Genomic DNA, 16,584 nt, shown 5'->3' with positions numbered 1-16,584 from the left:
GAATTTGTTTTATGCGTTTTTATTTGGTCATCTCCATCATTTCAGAGAACGGGGAATACCGCAGACCGAAGTGGTGGAAGAGCTCAAAGAACAAACGCGATGGATGTCTGAGCAACTGCTGACGCCACTGATCTGGGACGACAGCTGAGGCGTATTATCGACAGCTCCTCAGAGCCTGAATATGACAAGTTGCATTAGAGCCATTCCGTTGCTGTAATGCGAAAAAGGGAAGTTCGTATCGATTAATCTGTATATGGATCACAATAGGCTCGATTTCACACGAATAAACGCATAGATGGAATTTCGATGCGTGGAGCCTGTCGATTCGGACGCACAGTTTCCGTTTGCTCGAAAATTCGTTAAAATAAACGTTATGGCAATCGAGCATAGAAGGGAACAAGACGCACATATGATCATTAAACCAAGAACACGCGGCTTTATCTGCACGACCGCTCACCCGCAAGGCTGCGCGGAGCAAGTCCGGCGGCAAATCGAGTACGTCCAGGCCCGGCCGGCGATTCGGGGCCCTCGCAACGTCCTTGTCGTCGGCGCTTCGGCGGGTTACGGTCTCGCGGCCCGCATCGTCGCCGCATTCGGGGCGCGCGCCAACACGGTGGGCGTCTACCGGCCGGGCGAACGCTCGGGAGGAAGAACCGCATCCGCCGGCTGGTACAATTCCGCGGCCTTCGAGACGGCGGCCCGGGAAACCGGACTGCAATCGTTCAGCGTCACCGGAGACGCGTTCGCGGACGAGACGAAAGCCAAAGCGGTCAACCTGATCCGCAAGGAGCTGGGCCAGGTCGATCTGGTTATCTATAGCGTGGCCACCGCGCGCCGGACGAATCCGCGCACGGGCGAGACGTCGACGTCGGTGCTTAAGCCGATCGGACAGCCCTACACGAACAAAACCGTCAATTTCCACGACGGCGAGGTCAGCCTGGTGACGCTGGAGCCGGCGACCGAGGAGGAGATTCAAGGCACCGTCGACGTCATGGGCGGAGAGGATTGGCAGCTGTGGATCGACGCTCTGCGCGAAGGCGGCGCGCTCGCTCCGAACGCCACGACGATCGCCTATTCCTATATCGGACCGGAGCTGACGCAGGCCATCTACCGCCAAGGCTCGATCGGCAGAGCCAAGGACCATCTCGAAGCGACGGCCAAGCGGCTGCACGAGCGGCTGGCGGCCGGCGGCGGCCGCGCCTACGTCACGGTCGGCAAAGCGCTCGTCACGCAGTCCAGCTCGGCGATTCCGGTCGTGCCGCTCTATATCTCGGCGCTGTACAAGGTGATGAAGGAGAAGGGCATTCACGAAGGCTGCATCGAGCAGATGTACCGCCTGTTCGCCGATCGCCTGTATTCGCCGAATGCGGAGGACGTTCCGGTAGACGGGGAAGGCCGTATCCGCATCGACGATTGGGAAATGCGGGAGGACGTTCAGAGAGAAGTAGCCGACATCTGGAGCCGCATCGAGACGTCCAACATCTACGAGCTGACCGACCTGGAAGGCTATCGGCGCGAATTTTTCCAGCTGTTCGGCTTCGAGACGGAGGGCATCGATTACGAAGCCGATGTCGATCCGAACGTCGACATTCCGAATATAAGTTAAGTCGGAACGCAAGCAAGAGGCGGCCCTTGGGAACAGGGCCGCCTCTTGTCGTCAACGGAGGGCGGGAATCGTCCCCTCGTTCGAAGCTTCTATAGGAAGGAATGAATGCCCCGGAGACGGAACATGCCCAGCAGCTGTCCTACGGCCAGTCGCGCCTCGGGTCGGAAGGCGTCGCTCCGCACGTAGTTCAGCATCTCTCCGAACAGGAACGCGCTCTCGGGACGCTTCCAGTCGGGCGGCGAACGGAACGCCAGCGTCGAGACGAACAGCTTGCCCTGCCCGACCTGAGCCTCGAACACGCTCGCCAGCCGCTTTGCCCGGTTGAAGTTGTCGACGATCTCGACGATTGGCTCGACCTCCGGAACCGCATCCAGGCAGACGGCCGGCGTTCCGTTGAACAGTTGGTACCACTGCCAATCGGACCTGCCGTCGTGCGGGAAGCGCCCGAGTGCCGGATGCGGGCGCACGAGAGCGCCCATCGTGCCCCCGGCTTGCTCGGAGAACATCAGATAGTTCCAGAACACCGGCAAATATTTCGTCATCGGCGCATCGTACAGCTCGCTCGACCCGGCGAGCAGCCACACCCGTCCGCCTCCGACGAGATATTGAAGCACATTGGTCGTCAGCCGCTCGACAATCGCCAGCCGCACGCCTCGCTGCGAAGGATACGAGAACGGATCGAACTTGGCGTTCGGCTCGAAGGAAGCGCCGTACAGAGCGGTCTTCAAGGCGGGCACGCTGCTCCAGACCGACTCGGCGTTCTCGTAGCGAACCCGAGGGAACGACCAGAACGACCATTCGTTGCGAATGTCCCGGTCCTCGGCGAGTCGCTCCTGATCCGCCCACCAGACCTCCAGCACAAGCTCGGATGCCTCCGCTCCCGCAGGCAGGCCGATCCGCACCGTTCCGATCTCCTCCACGCTGCCGCGCGCCGTCCCGGCCACAACCAGTTCGCCCTCGTTAAGGACCAGCGGTTCAGGTCCGCTCCATCCGCTCTTTCCGGCAGCTTTTCCCGCGAACGCAGCGCCACTCCGAGCCCTACCCGCAGCATCGCCCCGTTCTTGATCCGCCGTACCGACGACTGGCTCCGCCGTACCGCCGACTGGCTCGTCCGTACCGCTCTCGCTCGTCGCCGAAGCGTGCCCCTTGCGAAGAAGCCGCCAGCCGACGCGACCGCTCAGCTCCGGCTCCTCTCCGTAATGGGACAGCAGCACGCGTACGTCCATCGTCTCGCCGGCGAACAAAGTCCGCCCCTCGCAGGCCATCAGCAGAACGGTCGGGCCGTTGAAGTCGAGAACGCGCGCCGGCTCGATCGTTCCCTTGCTGTCCCAGAACACGTCGAGCAGCCCTGTCGTCGCATGGCCCTGGCCCGGAAAATCGCGGATGTCCAGAAGCTGCACGCCCGCCGCCCCCGGCGTCCGCCGCACCCGCTCCATCGCTTCCTTCAGCGCGCGCGCCTGGTGAACGCCGGTCGCTTCGATCCACTCGCCGACTCGCTCCTCCAGCCCTTTGACCCGCAGCGTCTCCTCGATCGTCTCCAGCCAGGTTGGCCGGAGCACGCCGGTATACTTCATCTTCTCCTCCGGCCTCGCGTACATCGTAAACTGCGCGTGCTCATGCCCGAGCACCGGCTTATCCGTCAGCCGGGCGACGGCGGAGAAATCGCGGTTCGTCTCGGGCGTCGCAATCTCCTCCGTCTTGAGCGGAACGTGCCAGTTGAACGAAGGGATGAAGAAATCTCCCTCCCGGTCCTGTTCCGGGAGCTGTCCGAAGCCGGTATTGTCGGTGACAAGCCGCGAAGGGTCCAGCTTCTTCGCAAGTCGGACCAGCTCGTTCAGCCTCTCGTGTCCGTTGTCCTCAACGAGCTCGTTGCCGAGCGAGAACAGCACGAACGACGGATGGGCGTTCAGAGTCTCGTAGATTCGCTCCAGCTCCGCCTGGAGGAACGAGTCCACGTCCGCAGGAGGCTCCCCGCCTCTCGGCTGATAGTGCGCCGACCAATGCGGCAGCTCCGTCTGCACCAGCATGCCCGCCTCGTCCGCCGCCTCCCAGAACGGCTCCGGCGCGTTCCATCCGTGAAGGCGCACATGGTTGAAGCCGTAAGACTTAACGATCCGGAACTGCCGCTCGTAGTGCGCCTTGTCCCAGACCGGGTAGCCGGTCAGCGGGAATACGCAGCAATCGACATAGCCGCGCAGCCAGACCGGCCTGCCGTTCAGCTCCAGCCGCTGGCCGGAGGCGGTCAGCAGCCGCAAGCCCGTGCGCCGGACCGTCCGGTCTACCGTCTCCCCGTCCCGCTTCAGCAGGAGCTCCGCCTCGTACAGCTGCGGATTCCGGTCGGACCAGAAGGCCGGGGCGCCGCCCAGCGCGCAGACCAGCTCCGTCTCCCCGGCGGCGGCGACGGGCGCCGACGCCGAGAATACGCCCCCGCCGTTCGGAGCGCGGAAGCGCGCCTCAACCGTATACCCTGTCCGCTCCGCATCCGGGCCGACGATCGCCTCGATCCGGCAGCGGAACGTCCCGCCGGACGGGTCGGGCGTCAGCTGCACCCGTCCGAGGCGAAGGCGCGGAAGCTCCGTTAACCGCGCCCCTCCCGTAATGCCGCCCCACTCGGTAGCGGTATGTCGAGTATGGATATGACTGTCCGCCAACGGCAGCCGCATTCGATTGTCCACGCGAACGAGCAGCTCGTTCTCGCCCGCAACCAAAGCCTCGCCAAGATCGTACCGATGGGCGACAGACAAGCTGTCTCTCGTCCCGGAGAACGCCCCGTTCACCCACACCTCCGTCGTCCAGCGGACGCCGGCCAGCTCCAGCCGCCATGGCCTCCCTTCGTCCGCCCGCTCGATGCGCACCGTTTTCCGGTACCAGCCGGCCCCGACGTACTCGCGAACCTTCGTCCACGTATCGATCTGCCGCAGCGCTGGCCCGCTCCCGAAGCCCTGCTCCTCCCACGAGCCGGGAACGCTTATCGCTCGGCTCGTGAAGGCCGAGGCTTCCGGAGGCTCGATCTTATACCGATCCTCCGGATCGAGCAGAAACTGCCATTCCCCGTCCAGCAGAATCTCCCGTCTACTCATCGGTTGTTCCTCCCTTTTTCCTATGTGACGACTTTCCGGGGCTAGACCGTTCTCCGCCGCTGCCCCCGACATCGCACGGCCACGACGAGAAGGCGGCGCAAGCGCCGCCCCGGATCAGCCCTTGACCGCTCCCGCGGTCAGCCCTTTCATGAACGTTTTCGAGCCGAGTATGAACAGGATCAGCACCGGAATCGTCGTCATCGTCAGCGCGGCCATCCGCGCCGCATAGTCGGTTCTGTGCACGATGCCCAGATTCGAGATAAAGATCGGCAGCGTATACCATTCGGACTTGTTGATCGTCACGAGCGGCAGCAAATAGTTGTTCCACGACCATAGAAACACGAGCGTCGCCAGCGTCGCCAGACCCGGTTTCATGATCGGCAGCACGATCCGGACGAAGATGCCCGGCTCCGAGCAGCCGTCGATGCGCGCGCATTCGAGCAGATCGTTCGGAATCGAATCGCGCATAAACTGGATCATGAAGAAGGCGCCGAACGGAAACGCCGCCCAGACGAGAATGACCGGCCACAGCGTATTGCCCAGCCCGAGATGCCTCATCTCGATAATGTAGCCGATCAAGCCGACCTGCGTCGGCACCATCATCGTCAGGATGACGAACGTCTGAAGCCATTTGCGGCCCTTGAATTCGAACTTTGCCACCGCGTAGCCGATCAGCGTGCTCGTCAGCGTCGCCAGAACGACGGAAGCGACGGACACGATCAGGCTATTGCCGTAGACGTGCAGGAAGTCGGCCTGCAGCACCGTCTTCAGATTTTCCTGCCCGTAGCTTCCCGGTAAGATTGGAATGCCCTTGAACAAATCCTCGTTATAATGCGTTCCCATGACGATCATGATATAGAACGGGAACAACGAAAGCAGCGAGATGACGACCAGGCAGATCCACATGAGAGCTTTCATCGCTTGTCCTCCTTCGGCGCCGTCAGACGATAGCTAACGACGGAGAATAGCACGATCAGCAAGAACAGCGAATAAGCGATCGCCGAAGCATAGCCGAAGCGGGTATTGGAAATGAACGATTCGTCCACGAATTTCCAGATCATCGTAAGAGCCGTATTGTCCGGTCCGCCTACCTGAGGGGAGCCCGACCAGCCGCCGTAGAGCAGCTTCGGTTCGTCGAACAGCTGCAGGCCGCCGATCACCGACGTCACGACGAGAAACACGGTGATGTTCCGCAGCAGCGGCATCGTGATTCGGAAGAACGTATGCAGCCCCGTGGAGCCGTCCACCTTCGCCGCCTCGTACACGTCCTGCGGGATGACCGTCATGCCGGCCATGAAAATAATCATGAAATAGCCGAGATTGCGCCATATCACCATCAGGGCGATGATCGCCCGGGAACCCCAAGGGTCCTGAAGCCAGTAAAAGCCCTCTTCCAAAATGCCGAATTTCGTCAGGAGCAGGTTGACCAGCCCCGTTTGCCAATCGAACATGTAGGAAAAAATAAACCCGATCGCGACCGGAGTCGTAATGTACGGCAGCACGTTGATCGTCTGGAAAAACCGTTTGCCGCGCGTCAGCTGGAACGTCCAATAGGCCAGCGTGAGCCCGAGGATCAGGGTCAGCGGGATGAACATCAGCATCATCAGCAGCGTATTCCAGAGCGACTTGATGAACAAAGGATCGCTCGTCCACAGCTGGACGTAGTTTTTGAAGCCGATATACGTCTTGGCCCCTATGCCGTTCCAGTCATGCAGACTGAGCACGAAAGAGTACAGAATCGGATACAGTTGAAACGCCGCATAGGTCAGCACAAACGGCAGGGCGAAAAGATAGGGCCACATGCGTGGCCCCCATCTGCGTTTGCGGGATGCGGCGGGCATGGCGTCGATGCGTTCCGCGTTCACGTTCATCCCCCGTTCTCCGTTGATTACTTGACGGTCGCGTCGGACGCCTTATTCTTGAACTCGGCCTTGAACTTCTCCAGCGCGGCGTCGGCCGTAATGGACGCGTCCTTGGTCCAGAGCGGGTACAGCGCGTTGAATACGCCGTCCACCACGGAATCGTACTTGGACTGCGGCTGGCCCTTCATGTCGGGAATAATTTCCTGCAGGAAGTACTGCGACAGGTTCTGCCCGCCGAAAAACTCGTCGTAAGCGCCCGGCGCCTCGAACAGCGCCTTCTGCTTCTCGTAAAACGCCTTGTTGCTCGTCATGTTGCCGAACGTTTGGAAGTTGTACAGAGAGCCTTCCTCGGACTGGTAAGCGAATTGGACGAACGCCCATGCCGCTTCCTTCGCCTTGCTGTCCTTGTAGATGCCGACGGCGGTGCCGCCGCGGGCGAAGCCGACCTCCGGCGCCTTGACGAGCCCCCAACGGCCGGAGCCTTCCGGGTCGTTCGCGGAAATATGCCATTTCGGCCCCCACGGAGCCATCGGGTAGAACATGAACTCGCCCTTGGCCATCGACGCCGACCAGGCCGGCGTCCACAGCTCGTTCTTCCCGAGAATGCCCGCGTCGCGCATCTTGAACAGCGTCTGGATCGGCTGCTGCAGCTTCGCGGTCAGATCGACCTCGCTGCCGTTCACGTAGTTCACCGTATTCTGGTTTCTCAGCACGAGGAACGCGTCCCCGAGTCCCGGGAACATCAGCACCTTGCCGCCGCTTTTTTCCTTCAATTCGACGCCCTTGGCGATGAAATCGTCCCAATTGGACAGCATCTTCGCCAGCTCCGCCGGATCGTCGGTGCCCCAGTACTCCTTCGCCAAGTCGCGGCGATAAGCGAAGCCGGCCGGCGTAATGGCCTGATCCACCGCCACCACTTCTCCCCGGGAGTTGGAGATGAACGGAATCGTGTAGTCCAGCAAGTTGCTCCGGTCGAAGTTGTAAGGCGCGCCTTCCAGATTGTCGAGCACATCCAGGTCGAACAGCTTGCCGCGATAGGCTTCCTCGCCCAAGATCACGTCCGGCACGTCGGAGCCGGAGGCGATGCCGCTCTGCAGCTTCTGCAGGTAATCGTTCGGGTTGACGACGGTCACCTCGACCTTGATATTCGGATATTTCTTGTTAAACTCCGGGATCATGCCGTTCTGGAACGCTTCGTCCCAGTCCCACACCTTAACGGTGCCGCTGAGCTGCGTCGGATCGGCCGGAGCCGATGCAGCGGGCGAAGAGCCGCCGGATGCCGAAGGCGCGGACGCCGACGGAGAAGCCTCTCCTCCGTTGCCGTTGCCGCCGCAAGCGGCGAGCAGCCCCGCCAGCAGGGCCAAAGATGTGAAACCGCCCACCCGTTTGCTAAGCTTTCTGTTGTTCACGATGGTAAGTCCCCCCCAAGAAAGATGGTTGTAAGTGGTAGTTCAAAAAGTCCGCTTTTGATCACGATGTATTCGCAGGAAGTCTATTCGACATCGAATCTTGAATTCAGCCGGAACTTCCGGTGCTCACGTAGCTTCCACTACGCTCCGCTCCTCATTTCCGGGCTTCTTTCAACCTTCTCGGTGCTGAAAACCGGACTTTTTGAACGCGCACTGTAAGTGCTTGCACCGTTATCGTACCCCGGGGGCCTCATGCTCCGTAATCGGTCAAAACGGCGATTTCGTATAAAATCCGGCGGTCAGGTCGCTCGCTCTTCGGAATCACTCCATGGCAGCACCACTCTCGCAAGCGTGCCGCGGCCAGGCTCGCTGAATGTCTCCAGACGGGCAGCCTCGCCGAAATGCGTCTTCAGCCGCTCTTGAATGTTGGACAGACCGATGCCTCGCGTGCGCTCCGGCCCCCGGCCGACGCGCACCGTCCACGCTTCCTCCGGAACGTCCATCCCTCGTCCGTCGTCCTCCACTTCAAGGCGGAGCGTTTCACCGTCCCGGTACGCCCGCACGACGATCGTCCCCTTCTCCCGATCCGACGGAATAATGCCGTGCACGATCGCGTTCTCGACGAGCGGCTGGAGCGCCATCCGGGGAACCGATCGCCCGAGCAGCGCCTCCTCGACCTCCCATTCCAGCCGGAACCGGCCGGGATACCGCGTCTGCTGAATGACCGCGTATTTGTCGACGATCCGTTTCTCCTCGGCCAGCGGCGCGCGGACGGCTCCTTCCCCCGTCTTGATTGTGTCCTGGAGGATGGCGATGAGCGCCTGCGTCACCTCGGCCGCCTCCCCGCCTCGGCCCGCGTGGGACAAGTAGATGACCGTATTCAAAGTATTGTACAGAAAATGCGGATTGATCTGCGCCATCAGCAGGTCGATCTGCATTTGCCGCTTCACGGCCTCGTTCCGAACGGAGGTTTCCATCAGCCCCTTCAGATCCCCGACCATCCGGTTGAAGCCGCTGCCGAGAATCTCCAGCTCGTCGCCGCTGCGGATGCGCACGCTCGTCCCCAGATCGCCTACGGCTACCCGCTTCATCGCGTTCGTCAGCCGGATGAGCGGCTTCGTCAGATTGACGATGATCGGCAGCATGACGACCAGCGTGACGGCGATGCCCGTGGCGATGATGACGAGATAGAAGAAGAAGATGCGGTTGATCTTCTCGAACAGCTTGCTCTTGGACAGCAGCGCCGCCTGTCTCCAGCCCTGGTTCATCGCGTCGTCGGTCAGCACGATCCGCTTGCCGTCCTCGGCGAACGTCTCCCCGGAGGCGAGCGCTTCCGCCATGAAGATGCGGTCCGATTCCGGCAGACTGGCGTTCGAGGCGTGCAGCAGCTCGTTTGCCCCTGTGAACAGCTCGATCTGCTCGAAGTCCTGCGCGCTCTGCAGGAACACGTTGGCCAGCTCCGAGTAAGCAATATCGATGACGAGGTAGCTGTCCTCGGCCGGCTGCTGCCCGATGGGCCGATACTTGACCACGTAGCTGAACGCCTGGCGGTTGCCGCTGATGAAGAAGAACGGATGCGGCTCGCTGTACCCGTTGCGCTTCTCCTTCATTTTCAGAAACCACTCCTGCTTCAAATAATCGGCGAAATATTCCTCGTAGCCGCTGTAATTCGAGTAGGTTTCCCCGTTCGGCGGGGCGATCACGACGTTCAGGATAAAGTTGCTGAGCGCCACGAACCGGCCGAGCTTCTCCTGAACCGCCTGCTTGCGAAAATAGTTTTCCTCCACGCTCGAACTCGGCGGCGCGTAGATCAGCTTGGTCATCTCCTCGTCGGAAACGATGTATTCCGCCGTCTTGACGACCTGCTCCTGGATCTTCTTGAGCTGAAACGAGATTTGCGCCAGCTTCGTGCGGCTGTCCTTGATCGACTGCTCGCGGATGATGCCCTTGGCATAGTCGTAGATGAAAAAGCCGCTCACGATCAGCGAAAGCGAAACGACGAGCACCGTGCTGGCGATAATCTTGGTGCGGATTTTCATGCGCATCGTCCGTTCACCTGCGCTTCTCCATGTAATCGAGCGGGGTCATGCCCGTCGTCTTGCGGAACACTTGGCTGAAATATTGACCGTTGCGGTACCCGACCCGCTCGGCGACCTCATACACCTTCAAAGCTCCTTCGTCCAGCAGCCGCTTGGCCCGATCCATGCGGATGTCGGTCAGCCGGGCCTGCACCGTGCTGCCCGTCTCCTCCTTGAACACATGGCGGAGATGGTCCCTGCTCAGGCCGATATCGCGCGCGACCGTATCCGTATCGACATCGGGATCGGCATAGTGTCTCTCCAGATATTCCAGCGCCTGCCGGACCTTCCGCGACATCGACGAGCGCGGAGCGTCCGCGGCGGCCAGCGCCTCCGTCTCCGCGAGCAGCCAGTCGCGAAGACCCTCCAGCGAAGTCCAATCCGTCTTCTCGCCCGGCTCTCCCGTCCGGGCCTGCGCGAGAGAGGGGAGTCCTCTGGCGGCGCGGCCGCGATCCAGAGCGGCGGCCGTCTGCCGGCACAGGCCGGCGAGGGCGGCCGGGTCCTTCTCCTCGGCCGCTCGAGCGAGAGAAGCCGCAAGCCGTTCGGCCGCCTCACGATATTGCCGAGCGGCAATTCGCTCTCGAATGCCCGCAGCCTCCTCCTCCCAATCCCAGCGGGAGCCGGCCGCCGGCTCCTCCCGCCACAGATCGTTAAGCCGGAAGAGGGTACGCGGACCGTAGAAGATCGTCCGCTCCAGCAGCTTCAAAGCATCGGCCAGCTTGCCCGGCACCTCCGTCCGGCTCGTCAGCCCGTACGCCGTCGCCGCCGATACCGTCGAGCCGGTCAGACGCTCCAGCATCCGCTGGCCCTCCGCCGTTCTCCGCTCTATCGTCTCCCGCATTTTCCCCTCTCCCCTGGAGCCGCTGTCCCCATAGACGAGAACATAATGCCCCTCCAGGAAGCGGACCGCGGCCAGCAGCCCCTCTTCTTCCTCCTCCGGCCATTCCGAAGGCAGCCGGGGCGCTGCCGAAGACGCCTCCGGCAGCGCCGGGAACGGCCGATCGGGCTGCAGCACCAGCAGATGCAGACGGTCGAACCTGCTGCCGAGCCCGCTCGTCGCCATCCTCCACTGCTCGTCCGACAGCTCTCTGCCGCCCAGCCAGTCGACCAGCAATCTGCCCCTGTCGTTTTTCCTGGCGCGCCGTTCCCTTTCGATCTCCTCCCGCAAGCCTCCCAGCTCGCGCTTGACCGCCTCCCCGTCCATCTCGTGCTTGACCCAGTAGTTCGACACTCCCAACTTCAACGCTTCCTTGGCGTACTCGAACTCCTTATAGGAAGTCAGCAGCACGACCTTCAGCACCGTTCCTTCCGCAATCAGCTCCTTGCCGAGAGCCAGCCCGTCCATCCCGGGCATGACGATATCCAGAATGACCAGCTCCGGACGATGCTCCCGCGCAAGCCGAAGCGCCTCCGCCGGCTTCGTAGCCGTGCAGACGATCTCGTAGCCGAGACTCGGCCAGGAGATCAATCCCCTCATATGCTCGATCGCCAGCACTTCGTCGTCCACCAGCATCACTTTTACCGGATTCATCCGTCGGCCCCTCCTTTCCCTTCTTGCTGCTCGCCATTCTCTTAACCTTTCGGAATTTGCCGATACTTCGTCGGGGACAGTCCCATCATCTGCTTGAACAGCCGGGAAAAATAATACGGATCGGACAGCCCGACCGCGCCTGCGATCTGCTTCACTCCCAGATCGGTCAGATCGAGCAGCCGGGCGGCGCGCTGCATTTTCATCCGCAGAAAATACTCGATCGGCGGAAATCCCGTCTCCTGATTGAACAGATAGATCAGGTGCTGCTTGGACACGCCGGCCTGCCTGGCCAGGTCGGACAGCTTGATCGACTCGCCCAGATGCTCGGACATATACAGAAGCGCCTTCTCGAGGCCGTTGTCCTTCCTCCGTCCCCTCGCCGCCGACTCCGTCGCGATGCCGATGCCGCTGAGCAGATGCCGGAACGTCTGGCTGACGTGAGTGTGCACGCCCATGGCGTACGTCCGGTCGACCAGCAGATCGTAGCACTGCCGGAACGTCTCGACGAATTGACCGTACGCGCCGATCGGCAGCGGCAGCGCCCCGCGGTCCAGCTCGTACTGGCCGATGAGCGCCGCAGCATGCTCTCCCTTCGCATGAAACCAGTATATGCTCCATGGATCGCGTTCCGAAGCGCCGTACCGGTGCGGCGTGTCGGCCGGAATCACGTAGAGATGGCGCGCGGTCAGCCTCGTTCTGGAACCGCTTTCCGTCAGCACGATCTCTCCTTCCCCTTCGGCGCACAGCATGACGATATGCGCGTCGCAGCCCTCCGGTCTTTCCCGATAATGGTAAAGAGCCCGGGGGAAATATCCGATGTCGCTCACGAACAGCTGTCGGGTCAGCTCGGACTCGGCCAGCTCCTTCTGCCAATACTCGGGCAGGACGAACAGCAGCTCGCTTTCGAAGCCGTCCGCCTTCAGCAGCTCCTTCACGGCAGCTCCTCCTTCGCGCTTATAAATAAGAATATCATCCATCATGACGGGCGATTCGTCAATCGGCAAAGACGGAATGCCGGCGGATACTCGGCTTCCCGGGCGCGTTGTGAGGAATGTCACAGAAAAATAATGGCGGATACGGTATAGATAGGTATGATCGTTGCCGTCGATTTGGAGGTGCGCGAATGGGCTTTGAAATTACCGATCAGGATGAACGAATCACCGTCACTCTATCCGGAGCGATCGGCGTTCAAGAGGCAACCTCGATTCGTCAGCAGCTGTTCCCGCTCATTCAGGCGAGCTCCGCCGCCATCTCCTTTCATCTCGGCGAAGTGACGGAAATCGACAGCTCGGGACTCGGACTGCTGCTGGCTGTCAAGAAGATCGCATCCGACTGCCGCTCCAGCGTCTCCTTCCACGATGCTCCGGCCTGGCTCCGGGAACGTCTTCGTCTGACCGGAATTCTGCTCTGATCGGGGCGAAGAGAACAGCAGAGGGGGGCTCTCCCATGAATCAGCATTCTTATTCCCTGAACCTTCGTCCGACACCTGAACATCTGGCGCTCCCTTATGCCAGAATCTTCCGGGACTCTCAGGAAGCCATTATGGTTACCGACCCGTACTCCAACATCATCTGCGTGAATCCCGCCTTTACCTCCGTGACCGGATACGCCGAGGAGGAAGTGATCGGCCTCACTCCGAAGCTGCTCAAGTCGCATGTCCAAAGCGCCGAATTCTACGTAGAGATGTGGGCGTCCATCCACAAGGACGGGAGGTGGCAGGGCGAGATCTGGAATCGCCGCAAAAACGGAGAAGTCTACCCCGAATGGCTGTCCATCAGCTCCGTGAAAGACGATCGCGGCGCCGTCCTCAATTATGTAGCCATGTTCACGGACATGACCTCCCGCAAGACCACTCTCTCCAAGCTGCGTCTGCACGCGCAAGTCTTCAGCAATGCCGGAGAAGGCATCATGATTACGGACCAGCAGTTGAACATCCTGTCCGTCAATCAGGCGTTCACGGCCGTGACCGGTTATACGGAAGAGGAAGCGGTCGGACAGACCCCGCGACTGCTGCATTCCGGCGTGCAGCCCCCGTCCTTCTACGTCCGAATGTGGGAAAGAATCCATTCCGCCGGCCATTGGCAGGGCGAGATCTGGAACCGCCGTAAGAACGGCGAAGTCTACCCCGAGTGGCTCTCCATTACGACGCTCAAGGACGAGAATGGGCTGATCACGAATTACATCGGCATGTTCACCGACATTACGGAGCGCAAGCAGTCCGAAGAGCATCTGAAATATTTGGCCCATTTCGACAAGCTGACCGGCCTTCCCAACCGCACGCTGCTCTACGAGCTCGTCCGGGAGGCGACCGGCGAGCCGCAGACTGCGGAACGGAAGCTCGCCGTATTCTTCATCGATCTGGACAGGTTCAAGACGGTTAACGATTCCCTGGGCCATACGATCGGCGACAAGCTGCTTCGGCAGGTCGCGGAGCGGCTCGGCTCGGCGGCAGCCGACCAGGACATCGTCTCCCGGCTCGGAGGGGACGAGTTCATTCTCGTCCGCCGGGACGCCCGTTCCCCGGAGGACGCGCTCGGCTATGCGGAGCGTCTGCTTGCCGCCCTGAAGCGGCCCTTCCTGGTGGACGACAACGAGCTTTACGTCAGCGCAAGCATCGGCATCTGCCTGTCTCCCGAGCACGGAGACGACTTCGAGACGCTGGTGAAGCATGCCGATCTGGCGATGTACGAAGCGAAGATTCGCAAGATCGGCTACCAGCTGTTTAACTCCGGCATTCGGGACATCTTCCAGCGCAAGCTGACGCTGGAGAACGAGCTGCGCCGGGCCATCGACAGCAACCAGCTTCTCGTGCACTACCAGCCTCAGGTCCATGCGGTCACCGGCCGGATAGAGGGCATAGAAGCGCTCCTGAGATGGAATCATCCGACGCTTGGCCAAGTTCCCCCCGGCGAGTTCATCCCGATCGCGGAGGAAACCGGGAGCATCATGGAGATCGGACGATGGGTGTTCGCCGAGGTCTGCAAGCAGCTGCTCAGCTGGAGCGCACAGGGAAGGGCGGTCCCCCCGGTGGCCGTCAATCTGTCGGCCCGGCAATTCCGGGCGGCGGATCTCGTCTCCTCCTTTCGGAATATCGTCACCAGAACGCCGTGCGACCCTCAGCAGATCGTAATCGAGATTACCGAGAGCAGCAGCATGAGCGACATCGAGTCGGTGCTCCCGGTGCTTCGGGCTTTCAAGTCGCTCGGGTTCCGGATCGCGATTGACGACTTCGGCAAAGGCTACTCCGCGCTTGGCTATATGAAGCAGTTCCCGATCGATATTCTGAAGATCGACAAAAGCTTCGTGCGGGAGCTGACGTGCGACCGGAAGAGCGCCGTCATCGCGAAGGCCGTCATCGAGATGGCCCGGGGCATGGATCTTCGCGTCGTTGCGGAAGGCGTCGAGACCGCCGAGCAGCTGGAGAAACTGAGATCGATGAATTGCGATATCGTGCAAGGCTTCTTCATCGACCCGCCGATGCCGTCGGAGCTGCTCGAATCTCGATATTTGACAGGGGGACTGCCTTTATGATCTTCGAAGCCAATCGGAAGCCGGCCGCCGCCAGCGACAACGCCCCCGACGGACAAGCGGCCGCTGCGGAACGCGGACTGGCGCTGCTCTCCCAGTCCTCCGGACAGATCACCTCGATCGCGCGCATCGTGCGGGACATCGCCGGCAAGACAAACAGCATGGCGCTGGATGCTGCCGTAGAAGCCGCCGGGCCCGACTCCGGCGCGGGCTTTGCGTTCTCGGAGCAGGAGGTGCGGCAGCTGGCCGAGGATACGGCGGCGGCCGCCCGGGAGATCGACGAGCTGATCCGGCAAGCGCACGACCGCATGGACGAGGTCGTCGGTTCGAGCAAAAATCCCCGGACGTTCGCGGCTCTCGGAGGACGGCAGGCGGCGCTCGCCGAGCTCGACCGGATAGGCGAGGCGCTAAGCAGCAGCATAGCGATGATCGGCAGGGTCGAGACGGAGCTGGATTCGCTTCTGCGGACGATCGGGAAGATCGGCCCCGCTGCGGACCCGTCCGCCGAATCTGCGGACAGGAAGAATGCGGCTGCGCCGGAGGACTAGCCCCTAACAGACGCGCAAGGGCCGCGCAGCTCCCGAAGGAAGCCGTGCGGCCCTTGCCGTTCTAACGATGATGATTCCGAAGCCATTGGAGGGCGGTCTGCATCTTGTCGATGTAAGCCGGTTCGCGGCCGGTACACATAAATTTGACCTGACCGCTGCCTCTTCCCGCCATTACGCTGTAACGGCTGAGCAGAGACGCCAGCCTGCGGATCGTCCCGGCGTTGCCGTCCACGATCCCGATGTGCGGAGGAAGCAGCTCGCGCAGTATGCTGCGGTAATACGGATAATGCGTGCAGCCCAGGACAACGATTCCGTAACGGTCGAGATCGTAGTCCGCCAGCTTCTCGCGGAAATACGCTCCCATGACGTCCCTGTCGAACTGGAGCGCCTCGCAGTAATGAACCAGCTCCGGGAGCGGCAGAGAATCGACGATGCCCCCTTCGTCCACCCGCGAGACGAGCGCGTAATACTTCGGCAGGCTCAACGTGAGCGGCGTTGCGAAGACGAGAACCCGCTTGCCGGTCGCCCGGTTCATCTCCACGGCCGGCTTGACGGCCGGCTCCATGCCGACGATCGGGATGTCGTACCGCTCGCGCAGCTCGTTCACCGCGATGCTGGTCGCCGTGTTGCAGGCGACGACCAGCGCCTCGAGCCCCTCCTGCATCATCGTGCCGACGGCCTCCAGAATATAGTTCCTCACGTCCTCTTGAGGCTTCGTCCCGTAAGGGACGTGCAGCGTATCCGCCATATAGACGTAATCCTGCGCCGGAAGCCTGCGAAGCGACTCCTCCAGCACCGTCAATCCGCCGATCCCCGAGTCGAAAAATCCGATTGTCATCTGTCATCTTTTCCTAGTTTCGTATAATTGAAAGAGCTCCTGCCCGACCTCATGGACCGAACGAATTCTCTTTAAGGATAGCCAGTTTCGGAACAAAAAACAAT

Annotated in this window: 12 protein-coding genes; 4 read left to right on the top strand and 8 right to left on the bottom strand. The window is 61.3% G+C overall.

Going from position 1 to position 16,584, the window contains the following annotated elements; genetic code table 11:
* Nucleotides 1-409 precede the first annotated feature (409 nt).
* The gene (gene fabV / locus ACFO3S_RS22045) at nt 410-1,606 is read left to right on the top strand and encodes an enoyl-ACP reductase FabV (RefSeq protein WP_378100491.1); all 1,197 of its coding nucleotides are present in this window, start codon (nt 410-412) and stop codon (nt 1,604-1,606) included.
* Nucleotides 1,607-1,695: 89 nt separating this feature from the next.
* On the opposite strand, the gene ACFO3S_RS22040 is transcribed toward fabV, so the two are convergent.
* The 7 genes from ACFO3S_RS22040 to ACFO3S_RS22010 all read right to left on the bottom strand — a co-directional run bounded on the left by ACFO3S_RS22040 (nt 1,696) and on the right by ACFO3S_RS22010 (nt 12,501).
* Nucleotides 1,696-4,686 (bottom strand): glycoside hydrolase family 2 protein, encoded by a 2,991-nt coding sequence (locus ACFO3S_RS22040; protein WP_378100489.1) that lies wholly within the window; start codon nt 4,684-4,686, stop codon nt 1,696-1,698.
* A gap of 114 nt (nt 4,687-4,800) precedes the next feature.
* Nucleotides 4,801-5,604 (bottom strand): carbohydrate ABC transporter permease, encoded by an 804-nt coding sequence (locus tag ACFO3S_RS22035; RefSeq protein ID WP_378100487.1) that lies wholly within the window; start codon nt 5,602-5,604, stop codon nt 4,801-4,803.
* Nucleotides 5,601-6,557, bottom strand: a complete 957-nt coding sequence (locus ACFO3S_RS22030; RefSeq protein ID WP_378100485.1) for a carbohydrate ABC transporter permease — start codon at nt 6,555-6,557, stop codon at nt 5,601-5,603. Before ACFO3S_RS22030 ends, ACFO3S_RS22035 begins: the two co-directional genes overlap by 4 nt.
* Nucleotides 6,558-6,574: 17 nt before the next feature.
* Nucleotides 6,575-7,957 (bottom strand): ABC transporter substrate-binding protein, encoded by a 1,383-nt coding sequence (locus ACFO3S_RS22025; protein WP_378100483.1) that lies wholly within the window; start codon nt 7,955-7,957, stop codon nt 6,575-6,577.
* Between the two features lie 299 nt (nt 7,958-8,256).
* Entirely contained in the window at nt 8,257-10,002 is a 1,746-nt protein-coding gene (locus tag ACFO3S_RS22020; protein WP_378100481.1) for a sensor histidine kinase, read from the bottom strand.
* A gap of 7 nt (nt 10,003-10,009) precedes the next feature.
* On the bottom strand, nt 10,010-11,566 hold the full coding sequence (locus tag ACFO3S_RS22015; protein WP_378100479.1) for a response regulator transcription factor: 1,557 nt from the start codon (nt 11,564-11,566) through the stop codon (nt 10,010-10,012).
* Between the two features lie 41 nt (nt 11,567-11,607).
* Nucleotides 11,608-12,501, bottom strand: coding sequence for an AraC family transcriptional regulator (locus ACFO3S_RS22010; protein WP_378100477.1), 894 nt, complete (start codon nt 12,499-12,501; stop codon nt 11,608-11,610).
* Nucleotides 12,502-12,689: 188 nt separating this feature from the next.
* On the opposite strand from ACFO3S_RS22010, the gene ACFO3S_RS22005 reads away from it, so the two are divergent.
* The 3 genes from ACFO3S_RS22005 to ACFO3S_RS21995 are packed head-to-tail and all read left to right on the top strand — an operon-like array spanning nt 12,690 to nt 15,642.
* Complete coding sequence (locus tag ACFO3S_RS22005) at nt 12,690-12,977, top strand: STAS domain-containing protein (RefSeq protein WP_378100475.1); 288 nt, start codon at nt 12,690-12,692, stop codon at nt 12,975-12,977.
* 35 nt (nt 12,978-13,012) lie between these two features.
* Nucleotides 13,013-15,097: an EAL domain-containing protein gene (locus tag ACFO3S_RS22000; RefSeq protein WP_378100474.1), complete on the top strand. Its 2,085-nt coding sequence runs from the start codon at nt 13,013-13,015 to the stop codon at nt 15,095-15,097.
* Nucleotides 15,094-15,642 (top strand): methyl-accepting chemotaxis protein, encoded by a 549-nt coding sequence (locus ACFO3S_RS21995; protein WP_378100472.1) that lies wholly within the window; start codon nt 15,094-15,096, stop codon nt 15,640-15,642. Before ACFO3S_RS22000 ends, ACFO3S_RS21995 begins: the two co-directional genes overlap by 4 nt.
* Before the next feature lie 61 nt (nt 15,643-15,703).
* Here the strand turns inward: ACFO3S_RS21995 and murI are convergent, their stop codons facing one another.
* A complete protein-coding gene (gene murI, locus ACFO3S_RS21990) occupies nt 15,704-16,480 on the bottom strand; it encodes a glutamate racemase (RefSeq protein ID WP_378100470.1) in 777 nt (258 codons plus the stop codon).
* Nucleotides 16,481-16,584 lie beyond the last annotated feature (104 nt).

Source organism: Cohnella hongkongensis, from assembly GCF_042654645.1.
GTDB classification, from domain to species: Bacteria; Bacillota; Bacilli; order Paenibacillales; family Paenibacillaceae; genus Cohnella; species Cohnella hongkongensis.
Note: the sequence above shows the minus strand (reverse complement) of the source record. Positions and strands in the feature narration are given on the sequence as shown.

Coding starts and splice junctions, on each gene's coding strand:
- ACFO3S_RS22035 (WP_378100487.1), bottom strand. CDS start 5,604: ATGAAAGCTCTCATGTGGATCTGCCTGGTCGTCATCTCGCTGCTTTCG.
- murI (WP_378100470.1), bottom strand. CDS start 16,480: ATGACAATCGGATTTTTCGACTCGGGGATCGGCGGATTGACGGTGCTG.
- ACFO3S_RS21995 (WP_378100472.1), top strand. CDS start 15,094: ATGATCTTCGAAGCCAATCGGAAGCCGGCCGCCGCCAGCGACAACGCC.
- ACFO3S_RS22015 (WP_378100479.1), bottom strand. CDS start 11,566: ATGAATCCGGTAAAAGTGATGCTGGTGGACGACGAAGTGCTGGCGATC.
- ACFO3S_RS22000 (WP_378100474.1), top strand. CDS start 13,013: ATGAATCAGCATTCTTATTCCCTGAACCTTCGTCCGACACCTGAACAT.
- fabV (WP_378100491.1), top strand. CDS start 410: ATGATCATTAAACCAAGAACACGCGGCTTTATCTGCACGACCGCTCAC.
- ACFO3S_RS22005 (WP_378100475.1), top strand. CDS start 12,690: ATGGGCTTTGAAATTACCGATCAGGATGAACGAATCACCGTCACTCTA.
- ACFO3S_RS22040 (WP_378100489.1), bottom strand. CDS start 4,686: ATGAGTAGACGGGAGATTCTGCTGGACGGGGAATGGCAGTTTCTGCTC.
- ACFO3S_RS22030 (WP_378100485.1), bottom strand. CDS start 6,557: ATGAACGTGAACGCGGAACGCATCGACGCCATGCCCGCCGCATCCCGC.
- ACFO3S_RS22020 (WP_378100481.1), bottom strand. CDS start 10,002: ATGCGCATGAAAATCCGCACCAAGATTATCGCCAGCACGGTGCTCGTC.